Origin of the sequence: Ralstonia sp. SET104 (genome assembly GCF_003851545.1) — a bacterium.
Taxonomy (GTDB): Bacteria; Pseudomonadota; Gammaproteobacteria; order Burkholderiales; family Burkholderiaceae; genus Ralstonia.
The window spans coordinates 30141-51333 of the sequence record NZ_BHVX01000021.1 but is presented as its reverse complement, the minus strand read 5'-3'; the positions used below and the strand labels follow the sequence as shown (position 1 = coordinate 51333).

The following is a 21193-nucleotide window of genomic DNA, read 5'->3' as shown; positions in this document are numbered from 1 at the left end:
TCTCTTCCGGTTTTCTCGCCTCGCAACGAATGAAGGGTATCTGCCAACCCCGTGGCGCATCGACCGCGCCACGGCCGCCGGCAAGCATTCGTTCACCCTGGAGAAAACCATGCAAGACCACGCCACTCATCTGCTTGATTACCTACGTGCCGAAGGCTATCCGGCCGAACTTGATGAAGACGGCGATATCCGCTTCAAGCGTGAAGGCATGAACTACGCATTGTGCTTTGACAACGACGACCCTGACTTCGCCAAACTGATCCTGCCCAACGTCTGGAGCATCGACTCCGAACTGGAGATGCAACAGGCACTGGCAGCGCTCGACGAGGTCAATCGCCGCATGAAGCTGGTCAAAGCCCATACACAGGCAGGCTCGGTGTGGTTCACCGTCGAGCTCTTGTTCGATGACCAGACGGCGTGGGAGCGCCGCTTGTCTCGCGCAGTGCGGACAATCATGCGTTCTGTCACGATGTTTGCCGATACCATGCAGCACGCACGTACTACTGGAGTGGCCAGTATCACCCTGAACTGAACAAGATTCATGCACGTCCACGTAGCGCCGGTTGCGCCTGCCCGACACGGACCCTATCCTCGGGCTGGGCTTGGACGAACACCACGCGGGAACCTCGGGAATGATTCGCGACGATTTCGAAAACCAAGAGCTTGCACACTTGCTGCGCAAGTTCGCCGACTCTGGTGCCAACGGCCGCGCCGTAGAACGTGCACAGCGGGAGTTCTATCACCGGATTTACAAGACCATTGACCTGTGCGCCTTGCAAACAGCGAAGTTCAATCAGGAGATCGCCGTCGTGGCGGTGCAGGAGACGTGGCTGCAGATCCTGAACACCGCACACAAGTACGACCCGAAGCGCGCCTCGGTCAAGACCTGGGTGCAAGGCATCACCCGGTACTGCACGCTCACCGAACTGCGTAAGTACTACAAGGAAGTGCGCGTTCGCGATGCCCTGCGCAACGGCGGCACCACCGTCGATACCAGCGACGCCTCTGCCGATGAAGACCGCCCTAGCGACGTGCTCAGCAGCCTGGTGTGCCCAATGCTACCGCATGATGAAGTGGTCGACGCCGTATACCAGCAGCAAGTCGTTGCAGCGGCCCAGGCATGCCTGGAAACACTGCCGGCTGGCAACGACCCGAACTATCGACTGGCGATGGAATTGGCGGTCGACACAGACCTGACCTACGACGGCATGATGGCGGTGCTGCAGGCCCACATGCCCGAGGACAAGCTGCTCAATACCGAACGGGTGCGCGGTTGGGTACGCGAGGCGGCCAAACGCATGCGCACGTGCCTGGGCCGCAAGCTCGGCATGGGCAAGGAGACCACCAAATGAAGAGCGTAGACGTAGCGCGCTTTGAAGCGCAATCGTTCCTGTTCGCTTGCGGCAAGCTCGACGCCGCAGAGCAGGCCTGGATGACCAACATGATTGCCGCGCACCCCGAACTGGCGGAGGCCGCCCATGCGGATCGCGTGCTCGTCGAGCACACCCGTGCGGCCGTGCATGCCCGCGCCGCTGCGCACACCGAACCGCTGGTGCCGTTCGAGGCGCTGCCCAAGCTGCAGACCGCCAAGAACCGGCAGCGCACGCCCGCACAGCCGTGGTGGCAACGCATGATGGATTGGTGGCAACGGCCGGCAGCCGGTGCCTGGGCATTTGCGTCGATTGTGGCGCTGGCATTGCTGGCCGGCGTGCAGACCATGCGCCTGGAACAATTGAACTCCGATGCCAACGCACCGGTCTTCCGCGGCACGGAAGGCAACTCGGCAACCTCTTCCCCGCTCATCCAGGCCGTGTTTGCCGATGGCGTGACGTTGGGTGAGCTGCGCAAGACGCTGGCGGCGCTCAAGCTCGAGATCGTTCGAGGCCCCGATGCGCAAGGCATGCTGTGGATTACCGTGCGCGAGGGTGACGCCCAGCAGGCGCTCGACAGACTCAAGGCAACAGGCATCGTGCTCGACGCGCACATCACCAGACCCCGGCCATGAACGGGCCGCACACCCGATCAAGCAGCGGTATGTGGCTTGCCGTCACGGCCATCGCTACCTGGCTGCTGTGTTCGAGCGCCGCGCCGGCAACTGCCGGCACACCGGCGCCGGTTGCATCCGCGTCTACGCAGGCCGAATCCATCGACTATCGCAGCGCGCCCAAGTTTGCAGTGGTAATCGGCAACACGCGCTACCCCGGCCGGTACGCATTGCACAACGCCGAGAACGACGCCCGCCTGATTGCCGCCCGCCTCAAGCAGGCCGGCTACGCCACCGAACTGTTCGTCAATGCCGATCGCGACACGCTTTACCAGGCGCTCGGCAGATTGGCAGAGCACATGAATGCCGGCGGCGCCGCTGCGTTCTACTACGCCGGCCATGGCATGCAGATCCGGGGGCGCAACTATCTGATTCCGGTCGGCGCCCCCCTGGATCGCCCCGATGCGTTGTCGCAAACGGCCATGCCCGTTGACTACCTGATCACGCGCCTGAAAGACAGCGGCGCACATCTGTCGCTGCTCATGCTCGACGCCTGCCGCAACGACCCTGATGAAGGCGGCTTCAGCGGTGCCTATCGCGGTAGTGGTGCGCCGGCCGGCTTCGTGGCGCAAAAGCCCGCCAACGGCATGCTGGTGGCCTACGCCACGCAACCCGGCGAGCGCGCACTGGACGGACGCGGCACCAATGGCCCGTTCGCACAGGCACTGTCGAACTGGCTCACACGCCCGGGCATGTCCATCGAAGACGTCATGAAGCACGTCATGACCGACGTACGCGCCAGCACGCGCGACGAGCAACGGCCGTGGATCGCCACCTCGCTGGTCGGCGACTTTGCACTCGTGCCTGCGCCCAACACCCAGGCCCGCCTGATGCTGGCGCGCCCAGGCCGCAACGTGGATGGCACGCCCGCCCGCAGCGCCGTGCCTGCATCCAGCGATGCGGCACCCGTCAGCACCGCCGATGGCAAACCCCTGCTGCAGTGGTTCCAGACCGCCGGCCAGGACGAGCAGATGATGCTGACCCAGCAGATCGAGCGCGAAGCCAAGGGCGTCAATCGCGACGACCTGCCCCGCCTGGAACGCCAGGCGCGCGGCGGCAACGTGGTAGCGGCCTCGGTACTGGGCACGGCCTACCGCAATGGCTTTGTCGCGGGTACACAGATCACACGCAGTAACACCATCGCAATGCGCTGGTTTCGACAGGCTGCCGCACAGGACATGCCCTATGCACTCAATGAGCTGGGCGAAATGTTCTACCTCGGGCACGGCACCACACGCGATGTAGCAAAAGCCCGCCGTTATTACGAGGCCGCTGCTGCGCAGGGCTACATGCCCGCGCGGCTCAACCTCTTCCAGATGCAGGCGGAAGCCGGGCAAGTCACGCCGCAATCGCTGATGAACATGTTCAGCGCCGCCACCCGCAAGGCCCAGTAACCGCCCCCAGCCTTTTCTCTGCGTCTCACACCTCGGCCTGGCAGCCGCTGCTGCCGAGCGTGTTCCCGTGTGCGCCTGCTCGGCCGCCTGCCTCAAAAAAAATGTCTTCCGGTTTCGCATCGTCCCTGCGAATAGAGGGTACCCGCAGCGCGACCGCGAGATACCCAACGCCTGTGGAATCACCACTTCACGGCAACCTCCAACAGGAAGAACACACCATGCAGCAACGCGGAAAGATCTTGCGCGATACGCGCACCGGCCCTGGCCTGGTCATCGTCGACGGCCACCAATATCCGTTCACGCTTGAAGGCATCTGGCGCTCAAGTGAAGCGCCTGCCGTGAATATGACGGTCGATGTGCACTTTGACGAGGCCGGCGCGCTCACCGCGCTCTTGGTGGTACCCGACGCCCAACTCGCACGTGAGAAAGCCGACGAAGCCATGGCTGCGGTCAAGGCCCGCGGCGGCCAACTGGCAGCGCGGGTGGGCACGGGCACGCTGGTAGGGACTGGCCTGCTGACAGTGGCCTGGTTCGCGCTGAACACGGTGTCGGTGCAACTGACGCCGGGCATGAAGATGGGCATGAGCCTCTGGAAGCTGCTGGGCGTACTCAATGCTTCCGGCGATGCCATGGCGGCGCTCAGCGGTAACGGCGGCAGCGCCGGCATGTATGGCGTGCTGGCCATCGTGGCGCTGGCGGGTCCCGCTGCTTCGTACTTCGTGCACGATGCGCGCGCGCAGCTGGCCAATTGCCTGCCGCTGCTGTTCCTGCTTGGCATTGCCTTGGCCTTCTACTCAGGCATCAGCAGCGGCCTGTCGCAAGCGCAGGGCGCAGCCATGGCGTTTGGTGGCAATGGTGCGGCCGACGTCGTCGGGGCCATGACGCGCGAGGTCATGCGTGCGATCTCGATTAGCGCGGGCGGCTATCTCGGCTGTGCGGTGAGCCTGTATTTCGCAATCACCGGCGTGTTGAAGTTCTTCGCCAAGCGCGGCTGATCCCAGCCCGACGTTTCACGCATCCCTGCTACCCACTCCTGGAATCCACCATGCTGACGATCCGCTCCACCCGCCACATCACCCGCGCCTGCGCGCTGTTGTTTGCACTCTTCGGCACCCTGAACCTGGCCGCCTGTGGTGACAAGGCAACCGACGCTACCAAGGCTCAGACTGCTGCCCCGACCACGCCCAACCTGGCGCAGGCCACCTCGCCGCAGGCCGCGCGTGATGCGCAGGCCTCTGCTGCACGCGAAGCGTTGCCGAAGGCAGACAAAGCCACGCCCGACGGCAACTACGTCACGCTCGATAGCGGCAATCAGCTCATGTACACGTACCTGGCACTCACGGGCATGCCGCCCGACTATGCGCAAGTCGCAAACAGCGTCTCCAAGGACTATGCCCGCGCGACCGACGAGTTCCGTAAGCACGACCTGCTCGCCGCGCTCACGCCCAAGATTGATGCGGACATCGCCGCCGCCAAGTCGCGCCGCTATTTCAAGATGACGATCCCCAACCCCATCAGGAAATACAGCTTTGAACAGAAGGGCTTCCCGCTGGACAACTCGCTGTGGGAGGCCGGCGCCTACCGCTACTTTTTCGACAACGGTGAGTACAAGCTCGGCTTCAGCAACGGCGATGCATTCCGTTACCTGGGCGTCGGCAGCGAGGCCACCGCGCGTTCGATCGAAGCCCAGCGTGCCCGCTATGACTCGGTCAAGCTCACGGTATACGGCTACTACCAAAACGCCGACACCGCGCAGAAGATCGTCACCGCGCAGATCATCAAGGTCGCCCTGGTTGACAAGCAGGGCACCGTGCTGGCGGCGCAGTAGCACGGTGCCCGGAAGAATCGCCCCCTCCGCCGCACTCGGCGGCCAAGGGTGCGGTTCGCCCTGCCCGCTGAGCGGGCGCCGTGCTTCTTTTCATGACTACCGCAGGTTCGCCACGATCGTGAACGCCATCCGGAAAACACCGCTGCGGTTCTTTCAAAACGCCATCCCCGAGCCGTTTAAGGGCGATAGCAATGCCGACATCGGCGATGTCTTTATCGCGCTGGTGTATCCGCAGATCCTGATCCGGGATGGCCGCAGCCAATGCACCGTCGATTGCCGGCAGGACGGCTTTCTTGCAGCGCAAGATAGCTATCCGCTGCTCGCGTTGCTTGAACAGTTCCCCAGCCTCTGCGAGGCTATCCTTGCTGAAAGCCCAGGCGTGCGGGCAGCGTATGCCCGCTATCTGCGGGATTGACAGCGGTGGGCCTGCGCCAGCGTGCCCAATAGAAAAGCGCTCATGGCACCCGCGGCACCATGAGCGTTTCCGTTACCACCGCGCGAGGCGGCTCACGCGATCAGCCCTTGAGGTGACAGACAGCCACCGATTGCGCCGCGTCGCGCTCCACCACGAGCATGCTGGACGACAGCGGCAGAACGATCACCCCCGCGCTGGCGGCCTGGCCATTTACCACCGAGGTCGCCGCACCGTTGACCGGCACCAGCCCGGTGTTCGTGCTGATGTTGTTGTAGTACAGCGTTTCCGCCGTCGACTGCCCAGTAGTGTCCGCAGTCTGCACGGTCGTGCCGTTGAACGTCGCCGTACCGACCAGCGTGCCGCGATCCATGCATTCCCACGTGCCGTTGGCTTCGGTTCCGGCCAGCATCTGTTGCTTGGCCGCATACACGGCACCGGTGCGCAGTACCGGTGGCGTGGCCTGGTTGTAACCGAAGCGGTCGATCAGCAGAACCGGACCGCGATCGCCGGCCTGGAAGCTCAGCAGGCCGAAATCCGAACCCGCGAGTTGAACGTGCGTCAGTCCGTCCGTGGTGTTCTTCACCAGCTTGAGCGCGGACTGGGCAGGGGAGTTACTGCCCGCTACGGCATCGCACGAACCCGATGCGTTGATCAGGCCGCTGTCGCAGAGCGTCATGTCGGTACCGTTGGCGGCAATGCGGAACGTGCCGCCCACAAACGACGGCGACGAACCATTCGCCGCGTTACGGGTAGCACCAATGTAGAAGTAGTCGCCCGCGAGCTTGGTGGTATCGGTCGGCACGGTGTAGCCCGAGCCCGCCACGCCGGACGTGCGAGAACCCAGTGTGACGGTGCCGGAAATAGTCTGGGTGCGCGTGTCGAGCTTGAGCGCGAAGCTACCGTTTGCCCCGGTGAACGTAATGATGTTGCCGCTGGTCGATTGCGTGAACGTGCCCGAGGTGCCCGTCAGGTTGTGCTGAGTGGACAGCACTTTGATCGTGAACGTGCCGTTCTGGTTCAGCACCAGACGCCACGTGTCGCCGATGTCTGCGGTGAGATCGAATGCCTGCGCGGTCTCGTTCGTACCGGGCACGGTGGTGGCGCCCATCTGGGCGACCAGCGCGGCGGAAGACTGGCTGACCGCGTCCTGCGGCGCCGGCCCGGACGGCGAGCCGCTGCCAGCCGGGGATTTGCTGCTGCCATCGGCCCCACCGCCACATGCTGTCACGGCAAGCGCCGCCGCGATGGCGAGTGCGCCGGGAAGGGTCAGGAAACGCGTCTTCTTATGTGCCAGGGCAGTTGTCATGTGGATTGGTGACGGACAAAGAGAGTGGGTGCGGGGTCGAAACGGAGCCAAAGGAAGGCACTTCCCAAGAAAAAATGGGTCGTAAATACCGTGGCTGTAAAGCAATCATAACGTGACGATTGCAGTATGCCAAGGGTGTCATTCAAAACAGACAAGGACGGTCAGCTCGCGCTGCTCGGCGCAGCCGTGCGCGCACGGCGCAAAGCAGCCCTGCTCTCGCAGGAAACCCTTGCCGACCGCGCCGAAATCGATCGATCGCATATGGGCAAGATCGAACGCGGCGAGCGCAATGTGACGCTGCTCAACGTACTGAGAATTGCGCAGGCACTCGACTGCAAACCATCGGAGTTACTGGCAGAGGCGGGGTTGTAGCACGCCATCGAAATGTAGCCAAATAGCTTCGACAGCATGGGAGGCGTCTAGACGTCAACGTCCTTTGAATGCGTCCCACCGAAAAAGCGGTAGGGCCAGGACAATCACTTCCATCAAGGCGAACTGCTCTCCCATCGCGGGAATCGCTGGATTCCGGCGCCACCTACTGGCAACAAGCACGGCGCCCACGCAGGGCGCTCTGCTCGGGTAGCGTCACCCCTCAGCGCAGCAGAAATATTTCAAACGCTTCGACCGAACCGAGGCACCGTCTATGTTGGGTGCGCGGTCTTCGCGCTGATCCTCTGCGTCAGAATCTTACCTGGCCGCATAGACAAGCTGACTGCATACGAAGAAGTGGAGAACCGGAGCCGCAATAGGCTTGTACTAGGCTGGGTCGCGCTGGCCTGCGCCTGCCTCATCGCCGGCCACCTGGTTGCATATTGCATGCTGGGTCCGACACCAGCGCAGTGTTTGACCCAGAGCATTGAGCCTAGACGCACAGAAACAGGTGCCCAGTGGCGGTCTACTTGGACTTCGAGTGGAACAGCCCCCTGAATCCCCGGACACAGTCACCCACTTAAACTACGGGTAGGCATACGACTGTGTTAATGGGATGGTCGCCCCCGCCACCGCGAAGCGCGTACGCTACGGAGGCCTTTACCGAAGGGGAACCATCATGGAAGACGTAGCGCTGGTAGGTATCGACCTTGGCAAGCATTCGTTCCATCTGCACGGCCAGGACAAGAACGGTAAGGAAGTGTTCCACCGGAAGGTGACGCGCAAGCAACTGGTTCAGTTGCTTGCCAATTTCCCGACGTGCACGATTGCGATGGAAGCGTGTGCTGGCGCTCATTTCATGGCACGCACACTGAGCAGTTTTGGCCACAAGGTTCGATTGATTGCCCCACACTTCGTTCGGCCCTTCGTGAAGAGCAACAAGAACGACTTCGCTGATGCCGAGGCGATCTGCGAAGCGGCGTCCCGACCCTCTATGCGGTTTGTCACGCCGAGAACGGAGTCGCAACAAGTTCTATTGGCATTGCACCGTGTTCGGGATTCGTTTGTTCGCGATAGGGTGGGCACTGGAAACCAGGTGCATGCATTCCTTCTAGAGTTCGGCGTCAGCCTGCCGGTGGGCAGCACCGCGATGAAGCGCCTGCCAGCCGTCATTGCAGAACACCCGCTTCCACCGCAGCTCGTCGCGATCCTCGAGCGCCTCCACACCCACTACAAGTATCTCGATGCACAGATCGCGGAGATCGACAAGGAACTAGCACGTCAGCTTGCCGTCGACGATCTTGGGCAGCGTCTAATGACGATTCCTGGCGTTGGGCCTGTTACCGCGAGCGTGCTATCGGCCGAAGTGGGTGACGGAAAGCAGTATCGCAACAGCCGAGACTTCGCGGCATCGATTGGCCTTGTGCCACGTCAGTACAGCACAGGCGGGAGAGCCAATCTGCTGGGGATCAGCAAGCGAGGAGACAAGAACATCCGACGGCTGCTTGTGCAATGTGCGCGGTCGTATATGCGAGACGTCGATAAGCGAGTCGGTGCACTGGCTGAATGGGTTCGAGCTCTATTGGCACGGAGACACTCAAGCGTTGTGGCTTGCGCCTTGGCCAACAAGCTAGCCCGAGTCGCATGGGCTATCGCTGCGAAGCACACCACCTTCATCGCTTCCAACCGCCAACTGCTGCCCGCTTGAAATAAGAGAAGTCACTGTCTGGATCAACCATCTGGTTTTGCGATCGCAGGAAATTTGATGACGTAAACGGCATACCGGCCTGAACGAACAACCCGATAGTCATAAAGGCTTCTGAAGCCGATGTGTTTTTTAGGATCGTCAGGCGCGACTCTCATCGTGGCGCGGGACTAAGTTCCCAATACGACGCCGGATAGATTTGAGCAAGCCCGCAACGACATCAAGAGCCTGCATTGCAAAATTGGGGGCGACCATAGATTATGACTAGCAGCAACCAAGAAGTGATGGAAGTGTTGACGGGCCCGGAGCGCCGCCGGCGGTGGTCGGTGGAAGAGAAGCTAGGGATGGTCAGGGAGAGCTTCGAGCCGGGCAAGACGGTCTCGATGGTGGCACGCCAGCACGGCGTGAATCCGAATCAGGTGTTCCAGTGGCGCAAGCTGTACCAGGACGGGAGCCTGTCGGCAGTGAGTGCGGGCGAGGAAGTGGTGCCTGCCTCGGAGCTGGCCGAAGCGCTCAAGCAAGTCCGTGAACTGCAGCGCATGCTCGGCAAGAAGACGATGGAGAACGAGATTCTGCGGGAAGCCGTGGAATACGGTCGGGCAAAAAAGTGGATAGCGCGCTCGCCATCGTTGCCAGGGGACGACCAGTGAAGCAGGTTTGCGAGGTCCTCGGCGTAGCGCGCTCAAATGTGGCAGCCAAGCGTGCCCGGCCGGCTGACTGGCATGATGGGCGCACGGCTCGGCAAACCGACGACGCCGGCCTGGTGGACGAAATCCGGCACGTCATCGCCGACTTGCCGAGCTACGGCTACCGGCGCGTCTGGGGCCGATTGCGGCGCGCACGGGAGCATCGATGCGAAGCGCCGGTCAATGCCAAGCGAGTCTATCGGGTCATGCGCGTGCACGGTCTGCTGCTTGAGCGTAGGCTGACGCCACCTCGTCCGCAGCGCCGACATGACGGCAAAGTCGCCGTGGCCAAGAGCAACCAACGCTGGTGTTCCGATGGCTTCGAGTTCCGCTGCGACAATGGCGAGCCGTTACGCGTGACGTTCGCACTGGATTGCTGCGACCGTGAGGCGATGAGCTGGGTAGCGACGACCGGTGGCTACAGCGGCGACGTTGTGCGCGACGTGATGCTGGCGGCCGTCGAGCAGCGCTTCGGTGACGTCCCGAAGGCGCCGGCGGAAATTGAATGGCTGACGGACAACGGTTCGGGCTACATTGCCGGGAAGACCCGCGAGTTTGCCACGGACATTGGCCTAAAGCCGTTGACGACGCCGGTTTGCAGCCCGCAGAGTAACGGCATGGCCGAGAGCTTCGTGAAGACGATGAAGCGCGACTACGTCGCCTTCATGCCCAAGCCGGATGCCGCGACGGCCGTGCGCAACCTCGCCATCGCGTTCGAGCACTACAACGAGCAGCATCCCCATAGCGCACTGAAATATCGCTCGCCACGCGAGTTCAGGCGCAGAACGGAATCATCAACTCAAGTGTGAGGCGGTGTCCGGGAATACGGGGGCAAATCCATCGAGAATCTGCACATCGGACTCGTCGAGGTCAAATATGGGGAAGGCTCCCATTCCAAACAAGAGCATCTAGGGTCTGTTCACATTTTCACGAAGGGCCCGAACGCGCAGGCAAGCGACGCGAACACGAGGTAGCTGTCAGCGAGCTTGTCGTAACGAGTTGAGACGCGACGAAATTGCTTGATGCGGTTGAAGAAGCGCTCGACGAGATTGCGTGTACGGTAGAGCGCGCGGCTGTAGCGGCGCTTCGTCTTTCGGTTCGAGCGTGGTGGGATGACGACCTTGGCGCCGGTGGTGCGAACGGCTTGCACAAAGGCATCGGAGTCGTAACCCTTGTCAGCAATGACGGCCTTGGCGCGCAGATGTTCGACAAGTTCGTTTGCGCACGAGATGTCATGCACCTGTCCTTCGGTCACGATCAATCGCAAAGGCCTGCCCGTCGAGTCCACTGCTAGATGCAACTTGGTGCTCAACCCACCTCTGGAGCGTCCGAGCGCTTGCGGTCCACTTTTTTTGACGCTCCGGCCGAATGTTGGTGTGCTCGGACGATGGTCGAATCGATCAGGATGTGTTCGATTTCCGTCTCGCCAGCTATTGCGAGCACGACGCGCTGCCAGACACCTTTGCGCCGCCAGCGCGAGAAGCGCATGTACACGGTATGCCAGCGCCCGAACTCGACTGGCAGGTCGCGCCAAGGGCTGCCCGTGCGGCCGATCCACAACACAGCTTCGAGGAACCAGCGGTTGTCCAGCGCCGTTCGACCTCGGTCGCCTTCCTTGCCCGGCAAGATTGCTTCGACCTTCTTCGATGCCTCGTCACTCAGCAGCGTTCGGACCATCCTGTTTGGCTCGCGCAAAAAACAGGATGTAAACACATCTCAGCAAATGTAAACAGGCCCTAGTAACCTGCCTCCACGAGCGCACGTACCAACTTCGCTCCCCACTGCACACGATCAACCGTGTCGACGGCGGCGTCAGATAAAGACACCTGAGGGATCGCAAGCACCCATTGGTCATTGACTCGGGTGGCGCCATGCGCGGTGAGCGCCGCGCTCACCGTATCGTCATCGACCGAACTCGGAATCTGCACACGAAAGCCCTCATCAACCGCGCGAATGGCAATGTCACTTTTCTTCAAGGGCATCCAGCGTGGCACAGTCTCGTAGCCGGTAAAGTCCTGGTCGACAACGTCCGCTTCCACGCCGCTTTGCTTGCGAACAGCGTGCAGATACGGAACCACCCGCGAATTTTGTCAACAGTTCCTCACTCGTATGGGTATCGCTCATACCGTTGTTCCGGCCGATGCCGATTCGATTCTGCCGTGGATCACGCGAGCGACTCGTTTGGTCATTCTCGAGTCCCCGGGCTCCTACACGATGGAGATCCAGGATATGGAGAAGATCGCCCTGGAAGCCCACAGCCATAGGGCATTGGTATCTATCGACAACGCATGGGGGTTAGGACTCACGCGGCTATCCTCCCGCCACTCAGCCTCGTCGAAGTCGACCGCTAGAAAATGGCAGGTATCGTCCTCCAGCAAGGGGGAAACGCCGATCGTGTGCTCACCAGCTAAGTGACCATAGATGGTCGCATCAGAGACCAGTGGCAGCTCCGGAAACGCCTCGCGCAGTTTTCAGCTCGGCCATGCCCTTGGAATACGTGTACTTCACAGCGTGGTGCTCCGGCGAGGGCAGATTCCAGTTCGCGTGCACGTGGCGATTAACCAGTTGGCCGCAAGACATGGCCGTGCCGACCTGCAGAAAGCGTTTCAAGCGCTTGCTTTGGCTGGCTTGTCAGCCCAGCGCCAGCACGCCGTCCACGTTGGTTTCCCACAGCGACGGGTGGTTGGAAAACGTCGCAAGCGCGGCGCAGTTGATCAGAATTTCCGGCTCGCCGAGCTTGGCTTGCGCCGCATTGCGCAGGTCAAATCGCACGATCTGCGCCTCAGTGATGCTGTCCAGCATCGGCTTAGGTAATCGAAAGCGGCCCAGATTGGCTCGCAGGCGTGCGAGGCCCTCGGCAGCGGTTTCGCCGCGCACTGCAAATCGGGTATCGCCAAATAAACCCCTGGCCGCCAAGTTGGCTGCAATCGCTCCCCCGACAAAGCCGTCGCACCGGTCAGCAGAATACTCATCCTGAGACTCGAAAATTGTGCAGCATTGCGAATGCGCCGCTGACGCATTCGCAAGATGTCTGCTGTTACCTTGTTGTTTTCTTATGTTTGCGATGGCAGCGTATTTTTTCGGGCACGCGTGACCAGCCTGCATGCAAGGCCAGTCCGGCCAGTACCTCGTTGGCGATAAACGATTGGGCGGCTACGTTGTCGGTACCGCGCAGGCGCAGCGCCGCCCCTACACAAACATCTCCGCGTCTTCCATTGTCTTTGCGGCGGCATCCTTGGCGGCGAGAATAGGCTCACCCTGAATCGGCCAAACAATGCCTACCTGCCCATCGTTCCAGAGCAAGCTGCGCTCATGCTCCGGATACCAATAGTCAGTCGTCTTATAAAGGAACTCTGCATATTCAGATGTCACTACAAAGCCATGGGCAAATCCTTCCGGCACCCACAATTGGAGCTTGTTTTTTGCCGACAACGTAACGCCAATCCATTTGCCAAAGGTCGGGGAACTCTTGCGCAGGTCCACCACAACATCGAACACTTCGCCCACCACCACGCGCACCAGCTTACCCTGGGGATGCTGGATCTGATAATGCAGTCCGCGCAATACATTGCGCGCAGAGCGCGAATGATTGTCTTGCACAAAGGTTCGGTTCACGCCCGTCGCTTCCTCAAACAGGCGCTCATTGAAGCTCTCATAAAAAAAACCGCGGTCATCACCGAACACCTTCGGTTCGATGATTAGCACCTCGGGAATTTCCGTTTGAATAACGTTCAAGTTCATTTGATCGATTCCAAGAGAATCTGCTGAAGGTATTTGCCATAACCGTTCTTGGAAAGAGGCGCGGCGAGTGCTGCGACCTGCTCGGCGCTGATCCATTTGCTCCGATACGCAATCTCCTCGGGGCATGCAACCATCAGGCCCTGTCGGCTCTGCAACGTGGCAATAAAGCTGGCCGCCTCCAGCAAAGAGTCGTGCGTGCCCGTATCCAGCCACGCATACCCGCGGCCCATGATCTCGACATCCAGCTGCGCCATCTCCAGATAGCGCTTGTTGACATCCGTGATCTCCAACTCACCCCGCGCCGATGGCTTGATTTCGGCTGCAATGTCGCAGACCTGGTTGTCGTAAAAATACAGGCCGGTAACAGCATAGTTGGAGCGCGGCTTCAGCGGCTTCTCTTCCAGGGACAGCGCGCGGAAGTTCTCATCGAACTCCACCACGCCATAACGCTCGGGGTCATGCACGTGATAGGCAAAAACCGTCGCCCCTTCCTTCTGCTTGCCCGAACGGGACAGCTGGCTGACGAGGTCGTGCCCATGGAAAATGTTGTCGCCGAGGATCAGGGTAGACGGATCGTTGCCAACGAAGTCGCGGCCGATGATAAACGCCTGCGCCAGACCATCCGGCGACGGCTGCACCGCGTACTGCAGGTTCATCCCCCACTTGCTGCCATCGCCGAGCATGTCGGTAAAGCGCGGCGTGTCTTCCGGCGTCGAAATGATCAGGACGTCGCGAATCCCCGCCAGCATCAGCGTGGACAGCGGATAGTAGATCATCGGCTTGTCGTACACAGGCAGCAGTTGCTTCGATACCGATCGCGTAATCGGGTAGAGCCGCGTGCCGGAACCCCCGGCCAAGATAATGCCTTTGCGCATGATGAATAGACTCAGGAAAGAGTTTGATCCAGCAGAAAATGCAGCCCCTGCTGCCAGTCGGGAAGATGGATGTCGAACGTTTCGCGCAGCTTGCTAGTATCAAGACGCGAGTTAGCCGGGCGTGGCGCGGGCAGCGGATAGGCCGTGGCGGGGATCGCCTCAATCGCCGACGAATCCACCTTCAACGCCACGCCCTTCTCCGCGGCGTAGCGCAGTACCTCGGCGGCATAGCCGTACCACGAGGTTTCTCCTGCCGCCGCGAGATGGTAGATGCCATCGGCAAACGTCTCGCGGTCGCCCTGCAACCAGTTGCGATCGATGATACGCGCCGTCACGTCGGCAATCAGCGATGCTGTCGTCGGTGCGCCGAACTGGTCGGCAATGACGCGCAGGCTGTCGCGCTCGCGGCCCAGCTTCAGCATCGTCTTCGCAAAATTTCCGCCATGCGCTCCGGCAACCCAGCAGGTGCGCAGAATGATCGCCCGCGCACCGCTTTGAGCAATCGCCTGCTCGCCGGCCAGTTTGCTCTTGCCATACACCGATAGCGGTCCAACCGCATCTGTTTCGACATAGGGCTTACTGCCAGTACCAGCAAAGACGTAATCGGTCGAGTAATGAACCAACAAGCTGCCGAGCGCGCGCGCTTCTTCCGCGAGGACGCCGGGCGCCACACCATTGATGGCAAATGCCAACTCCGGCTCGGATTCCGCCTTGTCGACGGCCGTATAAGCAGCCGGGTTGACGATAACATCTGGCTGCACTGCCCGGATGACCTCACGAATGGCATCGGGATTGCCCAAATCGCAACCTCGGCGATCCAAGGCCACCACGCGCCCGAGCGACGCCAAACTCCGGCGCAGTTCAAATCCGACCTGACCATTGCTTCCGGTGACCAGAAGCGTTGGAACATTGCGCGCCTCAGGCTGCATATTGCTTCGCCACCCAGTTCCGGTACTCGCCGGACATCACATCCTGCACCCAGGCCTGGTTATCCAGGTACCACTGCACGGTCTTGCGCAGGCCGGTCTCGAACGTCTCGGCGGGCTTCCAGCCGAGCTCGCGCTCGAGCTTGCGGGCATCAATGGCATAGCGCCGGTCGTGACCGGGACGATCCTTCACGAAATTGATCTGGTCGTGGTACGAACCGGCGGTCTTCGGCTTGAGTTCGTCCAGCAAGTCGCATAGGGTATGCACGACTTCGAGATTCGTCTTCTCGTTCCAGCCGCCCACGTTGTAAGTCTCGCCCAGGCGACCGCGGGCCAGCACTTCGCGGATCGCCGCGCAGTGGTCACCCACGTAGAGCCAGTCGCGCACGTTCTGGCCGTCGCCGTAGACCGGCAGCGGCTTACCCGCCAACGCATTGGCGATCATCAGCGGGATCAGCTTTTCCGGAAAGTGATACGGGCCATAGTTGTTCGAGCAGTTGGTCGTCAGGACCGGCAGCCCGTAGGTATGGTGGTATGCCCGCACCAGATGATCTGAAGCGGCCTTGGACGCGGAGTACGGGCTGTTCGGCTGGTACGGCGTGGTTTCGGAGAACTGCGGGTCGGTGGGACCAAGCGAGCCGAACACCTCGTCGGTGGAGACATGCAGGAAGCGGAACGACGCCTTGGCGGGGTCCTCCAGCCCACCCCAATAGGCGCGCACGGCCTCCAGCAGCGTGAATGCACCGACGATGTTGGTCTGGATGAATTCGCCCGGGCAGTGGATGGATCGGTCCACATGGCTCTCTGCGGCGAAATGGACCACGGCTCGCGGCTTGTAGGTGGCCAGCAACGTGTCCAGCGCTTCGCGGTCGCAAATATCCGTTTGAGAAAAGACGTGGCGAACGTCGCCTTCCAGCGAGGCCAAGGTCTTGCGGTTACCCGCATAGGTCAGCTTGTCGACGTTGATGATGCCGTCAACGTTATCTTGATGCAGCCAATTCAGAACGAAGTTCGCGCCGATGAAGCCGGCACCGCCGGTGACGAGAATATAAGACAACCCCTTGCTCCCTTTCTTTTGAATCTCGGAATCCGAACCCTCACGCTGAAGGCACGGTACTAAGCCACTCACTCTATGTTTGGGGGTACATCTCTTGCAGCAATCCGCCCATATTGATCGTCAAACCGCACGATATCGTCTTCACCGAGATACGATCCAGATTGCACCTCGATCAGTTCCAGCGGGATTTTTCCTGGGTTTTCCAGGCGGTGGGTCACGCCCAACGGGATATAGGTCGACTGGTTTTCTGATAGCAACATTACTTGGTCGCCGTTAAAGACCTTGGCGGTGCCGCGCACGACAATCCAGTGCTCGGCGCGATGGTGATGCATTTGCAGGCTAAGCGACGAGCCCGGATTAACGATGATGCGCTTAACCTGGAAACGATCGCCCTGATCGATGCGCTCGTATGAGCCCCAGGGCCGAAACACTTTGCGGTGCGTAACTGACTCATGCCGACCTGACTTGTCCAGACGCTCGACGATCCTCTTCACGTCCTGCGCCTTGTCCCGGTGAGATACCAAGACGGCGTCAGCGGTTTCGACAATCACCAGGTCCTTGACGCCCACAGCCGCTACCATGCGATGTTCGGCCCGCACGTACGTATTGCTCGCCTCCTCAACCAAGACATCACCAAGCAGCCCGTTGCCGTTTTCATCGGCGCCAGCCATATCGGCCAACGTTGTCCATGACCCGATGTCATTCCAGCCGAGGCCCGCCGCTGTCACCATTGCGACTTGCGCGGTCCTTTCCATGACTGCGTAATCAATCGATATATTGGGGCTGGCGCTGAACGCTTCGGCATCGAGCCGAACGAAATCCATGTCGCGCTTTGCGGCTGCCAACGCAAGCTCCGCCTGATGCAGAACTCCCGGCGCGTGCTGGCGCAGTTCATCCAGATAGGCAGTGGCTTTCAACATAAACATGCCGCTGTTCCAGTAGTAACTGCCCTCCTCCAGGAAGAGTGCCGCCGTGGCAACATCCGGCTTTTCCACAAAACGCTCTACACAGTACGCGCCAGCGCTGGAGCTGAGGCTTTCGCCCGCGCGGATATAGCCGTAGCCCGTATGCGGCTCGGTGGGCTCGACTCCAAAGGTCACCAAGAAATTGTCCCTCGCCACCCCTGCGGCAACCTTGACCAGCTTGCAGAAAAGTGCATTGTCCTGAATAACATGGTCTGATGGCAGCACAAGCAGCAACGCATCGGGCGTCGTCTGCATCGCTAGCAAGGCCGCCGTCGCCACGGCGGGTGCGGTGTTGCGGCCGACCGGTTCGAGCACAATCGCAGATGGCTTCGCGTCGATGCTCCGCAATTGCTCGGCCACCAAGAAACGTTGCTCCTCATTGGTGATCACCATCGGAGCTGCCACATCGGCGATGCCGCTCAGCCGGAGTGCCGTCTGCTGCACCAGCGTGTGTTCGCCGGCGAGCTTAAGGTACTGCTTCGGATAGCCGCCCCGTGACATCGGCCACAGCCGCGCGCCAGTTCCGCCACAAAGGATGACGGGATAAATGCTCATGCCAATTCCCACAGCAATTCCAACTCGCTCAATCGATGCGTTTGTTCAAATGCAGCCTTCTTCGGCGCTCACTACAGACTTCGGCCTGGGCGCACCTGCCGACCTTGCGTCCAAGCCCAATAGCCGTACCACACCGCATTCCGGCTCCAGCGCCACGCCTTGCGAATTGGCCGCCCCCAATCATGCGTGATCCGCTCAAGTGGGCGACCCGCCGTCAAGCCGAGCTTGCGAACGACCGCCTCCGGCGTGGTGAATAATCGGGTACTCCAGTCCCAATAGAGCGGGTAGCGCAGCAAGGCACCGGCCACCAGCATGTCCGCCGTCAGCGTGCGCTCCCGCCACGGTTGCACCAGCGCGTCCTGCGTCAGCCCCCAACCGGCATAGAACGGCAGCCCATAAGTAAAAACGCGCTTGCCCCGCAGCAGAGCATCGAACCCCGCAAGCGACGACAGCACATGCACCTCGTCGGCACGATCCACCAGCGAAAGCAGGTCGGCTTCGGCATCGACAACGTCCGCCAGTTCGCGGGCGTGCACTAACCCGGCCCGATTGCCGGACAGCACATCCGGGTGCGGCTTATAGACGATGAAGCCATCCGGATTGCGTCGGCGCACCGCTTCCAAGAGTGCCTCGGCTGTACCCAGTGCCCCCGTGCCGAAGCGAATCGACGCATCATCGGCCACCTGGCCCGCCACCAGGATGACTGTCTTGCCGGCTGGCGCTCGCCAAGCCGGCGCTCGCCGGCCCAGGTTGTATTTCGTGACGCCCAACTGGGACACCAGTTCGCGCAAGGCCGCCGCGCGGGCCAGTTCTGTCGCATCGAACTGCGCACCATTCAGAATGTGCGTCAGCTCGTTCGGACTGCGTGCATCAAAATACAGCCCCTTCCGATCTAACACCTGGCTGCAAGGCCGGCTCATGTCAGAACCGAGCCCCACCGAATGGAAGAAACCATCCTCCATCCGCAATATTGGCGCATCAGCAGGAATGCCTGCAGCGCTCTTGCCTCCCCACAACACCACACGCTCCCCTTGCGCTATCTCTTCTGGCGTGCCGGCCCAGCGCAACGCGCCACCGCCAGCGGTTAGGAACGGCGTGGCAAAGAGCCGCTTCCATAACTGGAAACGCACGCCAGTCACTCGTTGGTAATCTGCATAGCGTGCTCGTACAGCACGCTGCATCTCAATACAGTCCAGCACCTGCTCCAGCGAGCCAGCACCGTGGGTTTGCGGATCGAGATAGCGCGCAAGGCGCAGATAGACTGCCTCGAACAGCGCCGCGAGCGTCGGTCGACATTGACGTTCCGGCATCGGCAAATTGTCGACGGTCAGCCCCCAGCCAGCGTAGTACGGACGGCCAAACACCCTCACTGGCACTCCGGCAAGCAGCGCCTGCATGCCTTCCGGCGCGCTTACCGTATATATATGGTCAATCTGTGACAGCGATGCGAAAAAGCTGAAGCCGGGAGCAATACGCTGCGCGTGCACAGACAACTCGCGCATGCGGGACAGACATCCCCTCCCGCCATTGGCGACTGGCCAAATATAAAACTCCGCCGTAGGGTGCTCTGCCTGTGCCGCCGACACCATTCTCTTGAAAGCAGCGGCATGCTCACGACTGCCGCTACGCTGATCGACCAGCATCACGCGCGGCCGCTCGCGCGGCAGAGCCAGCTCCGGCGGGCGGGTCGGCACAGCCGCACGCAAGGGATCTGCGCAAGCGCCGATCACGCGAGCCATCATGCCCGGCAGCGTCGGCGACGTACCAAGATGGGGGTCATTGGCGAACACCGCTGACAGCGCCCCCGCTATAAGATCGCCGCCCTTGCCGGTATCACGTAAAACAAACCAGGACAGCATCGGCACGCCAATGCCGCATTCCGACCAGACGGGGCCAGGCAGCAAAGCGGCTGGTGTAGCCCCGCCTAGTCGCGCTAACTGGAGGGCAACCCGGCCCGGCAGATGGTCGGCCCAGATACCGTTTCTGGCGGAACCGCAGAATGAAGCAAGCGTGCGCCAGCCGCGTGTGACGCTGCGCAGCCGGAAAGTGGCCTGCTGCAAAGGCCCCGCGAGCGCCCCTTGGCTACACATCTAGGCCAATGCCTCGATGAAGTTGTCGACAACCTCGAAATGTTCTTGCCAGGTCGGCTCGCGAAAACTTTCGATGCGCGCGAGCTGGGCAGCGCGCTGCGGGCTTGCCGCGTTGGCGTATTGCATGATGTGCGCCATCCAGCCCGGGCCATCGAGCGGATCCAGATACTCCGGAATATCGTCCGCGATTTCGCGGAACACCGGCAGATCGCTGGCGATCACCGGCACACCTAACGCCAGAGCCTCGGCCAGGGGCATGCCATAGCCTTCCACGAACGATGGAAAAAGAAGTGCCTGGGCGTGCAGCAAGTAATTGTGCAGGCGCGCGTCCGAGCAGTTGGCCTCTTCTATGACCTTGCCCCGCAACGGCTCACAGCGCTCCAGCATGTCCACCGCATTCTCACATTCCCATCCACGCCGTCCGATCACCACCAACGTTGGCGCACGGTCTCCCAGATTCTCGATCAAGCGGCGCCAGACGTGGAGCGCAAACCAGTGGTTCTTGCGAGGCTCGATGGTGCCCAGCATGACGAAGTAAGGCTGCGCGAGCGGCCGGTCTCCTTTCGCCGCAACAGGCACGCCAGACGCCAGGCGGGCAACTACGGTTCTGGGCAATGGCCAACCGGCGCGCCCAGCCGCTTCCGTCAACGAGTCCAGCGTAGCCTGCGAATTGGCGATGATCCCAGCAGCATGGCCGAGCGCGACACGCATCCGATTGTGATGGGTTTCACGTACGCCGGGCCGGCAGTACTCAGCATGCGTCAGCGGAATCAAGTCGTGCACCATGAATACCGATCGGATATTTTTTTTCCCCATTGCGCGGAAATATCGATCGAATTCCATACCGGAATGACTTGTATGCAAGAGCACCCCATTGTCGGGAACTCGGTCGCGCCGCAAAGCACCGAGGATAGCGCGGACCATGATGGCATTCGCCCCCCACGAACGGGTGAAGTCTTGATTTAGCAACAGATCAAATGCCAGTGCCGACTCGCATTCTGACAAGACAACGTGAAAGCCACGCTCGCTCAAGACTGCACGCGCGCGATGCGCGTAGTGCTGGATATAGGCTAGCCCGACGCGGTCTACCCCGGTGGGGAGCATGCGCTTGGCGAAGCGATCCAGCAGTCGGGTGATGTCCAGGAAAATTGGAAGCACAGTTTTGTTATCCGCGTAAGCGCCGCGACCGATGCTGTGAAAATAAGCCGACGCCCGTTGGACGATATTGGCCAACAAG

At 61.1% G+C, this 21193-nt stretch carries 21 protein-coding genes and 2 pseudogenes; 11 read left to right on the top strand and 12 right to left on the bottom strand.

Annotation, left to right across the window (positions count from 1 at the left end; genetic code table 11):
- The first annotated feature begins 109 nt into the window (after positions 1–109).
- The 7 genes from PSUB009319_RS20615 to PSUB009319_RS20585 all read left to right on the top strand — a co-directional run bounded on the left by PSUB009319_RS20615 (position 110) and on the right by PSUB009319_RS20585 (position 5681).
- Positions 110–532: a YbjN domain-containing protein gene (locus PSUB009319_RS20615; RefSeq protein ID WP_124384041.1), complete on the top strand. Its 423-nt coding sequence runs from the start codon at positions 110–112 to the stop codon at positions 530–532.
- Positions 533–632: 100 nt separating this feature from the next.
- Complete coding sequence (locus tag PSUB009319_RS20610; RefSeq protein WP_124384040.1) at positions 633–1352, top strand: RNA polymerase sigma factor; 720 nt, start codon at positions 633–635, stop codon at positions 1350–1352.
- Positions 1349–2005 carry a hypothetical protein gene (locus PSUB009319_RS20605; protein WP_124384039.1) on the top strand — a complete coding sequence of 219 codons (657 nt, stop codon included), beginning with the start codon at positions 1349–1351 and terminating at the stop codon, positions 2003–2005. The genes PSUB009319_RS20610 and PSUB009319_RS20605 overlap by 4 nt, the downstream gene beginning before the upstream one ends.
- The gene (locus PSUB009319_RS20600; RefSeq protein ID WP_124384038.1) at positions 2002–3438 is read left to right on the top strand and encodes a caspase family protein; all 1437 of its coding nucleotides are present in this window, start codon (positions 2002–2004) and stop codon (positions 3436–3438) included. The genes PSUB009319_RS20605 and PSUB009319_RS20600 overlap by 4 nt, the downstream gene beginning before the upstream one ends.
- 218 nt (positions 3439–3656) lie before the next feature.
- Complete coding sequence (locus PSUB009319_RS20595; protein WP_124384037.1) at positions 3657–4433, top strand: hypothetical protein; 777 nt, start codon at positions 3657–3659, stop codon at positions 4431–4433.
- Positions 4434–4483: 50 nt separating this feature from the next.
- Positions 4484–5266 carry a hypothetical protein gene (locus PSUB009319_RS20590; RefSeq protein WP_124384036.1) on the top strand — a complete coding sequence of 261 codons (783 nt, stop codon included), beginning with the start codon at positions 4484–4486 and terminating at the stop codon, positions 5264–5266.
- Between the two features lie 118 nt (positions 5267–5384).
- A complete protein-coding gene (locus PSUB009319_RS20585; RefSeq protein WP_124384035.1) occupies positions 5385–5681 on the top strand; it encodes a hypothetical protein in 297 nt (98 codons plus the stop codon).
- A 100-nt stretch (positions 5682–5781) separates the two neighbouring features.
- Here PSUB009319_RS20585 and PSUB009319_RS20580 read toward each other — a convergent pair whose 3' ends face one another.
- Positions 5782–6987 (bottom strand): hypothetical protein, encoded by a 1206-nt coding sequence (locus PSUB009319_RS20580; RefSeq protein ID WP_124384034.1) that lies wholly within the window; start codon positions 6985–6987, stop codon positions 5782–5784.
- Positions 6988–7113: 126 nt separating this feature from the next.
- Between PSUB009319_RS20580 and PSUB009319_RS20575 the strand changes: the two genes are divergently transcribed.
- The 3 genes from PSUB009319_RS20575 to PSUB009319_RS20565 all read left to right on the top strand — a co-directional run bounded on the left by PSUB009319_RS20575 (position 7114) and on the right by PSUB009319_RS20565 (position 10556).
- The gene (locus PSUB009319_RS20575; RefSeq protein WP_124384033.1) at positions 7114–7359 is read left to right on the top strand and encodes a helix-turn-helix domain-containing protein; all 246 of its coding nucleotides are present in this window, start codon (positions 7114–7116) and stop codon (positions 7357–7359) included.
- Positions 7360–8035: 676 nt separating this feature from the next.
- The gene (locus tag PSUB009319_RS20570; RefSeq protein ID WP_124384032.1) at positions 8036–9064 is read left to right on the top strand and encodes an IS110 family transposase; all 1029 of its coding nucleotides are present in this window, start codon (positions 8036–8038) and stop codon (positions 9062–9064) included.
- Positions 9065–9345: 281 nt separating this feature from the next.
- Positions 9346–10556 (top strand): IS3 family transposase gene (locus tag PSUB009319_RS20565; protein WP_124384049.1). Its coding sequence is split into 2 segments (ribosomal slippage): positions 9346–9670 and positions 9670–10556, totalling 1212 coding nucleotides; the frame shifts between segments, so codons are not numbered across the junction.
- Positions 10557–10666: 110 nt separating this feature from the next.
- On the opposite strand, the gene PSUB009319_RS20560 is transcribed toward PSUB009319_RS20565, so the two are convergent.
- A protein-coding gene (locus tag PSUB009319_RS20560; RefSeq protein ID WP_124384031.1) for an IS5 family transposase occupies positions 10667–11424 on the bottom strand; the annotation gives its coding sequence in 2 pieces (ribosomal slippage) (positions 10667–11103 and positions 11103–11424; 759 coding nt in all).
- Between the two features lie 59 nt (positions 11425–11483).
- Entirely contained in the window at positions 11484–11786 is a 303-nt protein-coding gene (locus PSUB009319_RS20555; protein ID WP_124384030.1) for a hypothetical protein, read from the bottom strand.
- Between the two features lie 10 nt (positions 11787–11796).
- Between PSUB009319_RS20555 and PSUB009319_RS23490 the strand changes: the two are divergent.
- Positions 11797–12036 (top strand): annotated as a pseudogene (locus PSUB009319_RS23490) (PLP-dependent transferase); the annotation flags it as partial.
- On the opposite strand, the gene PSUB009319_RS23485 reads toward PSUB009319_RS23490, so the two are convergent.
- The 9 genes and pseudogenes from PSUB009319_RS23485 to PSUB009319_RS20510 form a co-directional block, all read right to left on the bottom strand.
- Complete coding sequence (locus tag PSUB009319_RS23485) at positions 11955–12125, bottom strand: hypothetical protein (protein ID WP_374704219.1); 171 nt, start codon at positions 12123–12125, stop codon at positions 11955–11957. The pseudogene PSUB009319_RS23490 and the gene PSUB009319_RS23485 sit on opposite strands and share 82 nt — an antisense overlap.
- 33 nt (positions 12126–12158) lie before the next feature.
- Positions 12159–12719 (bottom strand): annotated as a pseudogene (locus tag PSUB009319_RS23425) (SDR family oxidoreductase); the annotation flags it as partial.
- Between the two features lie 217 nt (positions 12720–12936).
- Positions 12937–13488: a dTDP-4-dehydrorhamnose 3,5-epimerase gene (rfbC, locus tag PSUB009319_RS20540; RefSeq protein ID WP_124384028.1), complete on the bottom strand. Its 552-nt coding sequence runs from the start codon at positions 13486–13488 to the stop codon at positions 12937–12939.
- Positions 13485–14363: a glucose-1-phosphate thymidylyltransferase RfbA gene (gene rfbA, locus PSUB009319_RS20535; RefSeq protein WP_124384027.1), complete on the bottom strand. Its 879-nt coding sequence runs from the start codon at positions 14361–14363 to the stop codon at positions 13485–13487. Before rfbA ends, rfbC begins: the two co-directional genes overlap by 4 nt.
- Before the next feature lie 11 nt (positions 14364–14374).
- On the bottom strand, positions 14375–15292 hold the full coding sequence (gene rfbD / locus PSUB009319_RS20530; RefSeq protein ID WP_124384026.1) for a dTDP-4-dehydrorhamnose reductase: 918 nt from the start codon (positions 15290–15292) through the stop codon (positions 14375–14377).
- Entirely contained in the window at positions 15282–16346 is a 1065-nt protein-coding gene (gene rfbB, locus PSUB009319_RS20525; RefSeq protein ID WP_124384025.1) for a dTDP-glucose 4,6-dehydratase, read from the bottom strand. Before rfbB ends, rfbD begins: the two co-directional genes overlap by 11 nt.
- A 68-nt stretch (positions 16347–16414) precedes the next feature.
- Positions 16415–17866: a mannose-1-phosphate guanylyltransferase/mannose-6-phosphate isomerase gene (locus PSUB009319_RS20520; protein WP_124384024.1), complete on the bottom strand. Its 1452-nt coding sequence runs from the start codon at positions 17864–17866 to the stop codon at positions 16415–16417.
- A 71-nt stretch (positions 17867–17937) separates the two neighbouring features.
- Positions 17938–19956, bottom strand: a complete 2019-nt coding sequence (locus PSUB009319_RS20515; RefSeq protein WP_124384023.1) for a capsular polysaccharide biosynthesis protein — start codon at positions 19954–19956, stop codon at positions 17938–17940.
- On the bottom strand, positions 19957–21060 hold the full coding sequence (locus PSUB009319_RS20510; RefSeq protein ID WP_374704218.1) for a glycosyltransferase family 4 protein: 1104 nt from the start codon (positions 21058–21060) through the stop codon (positions 19957–19959).
- Positions 21061–21193 lie beyond the last annotated feature (133 nt).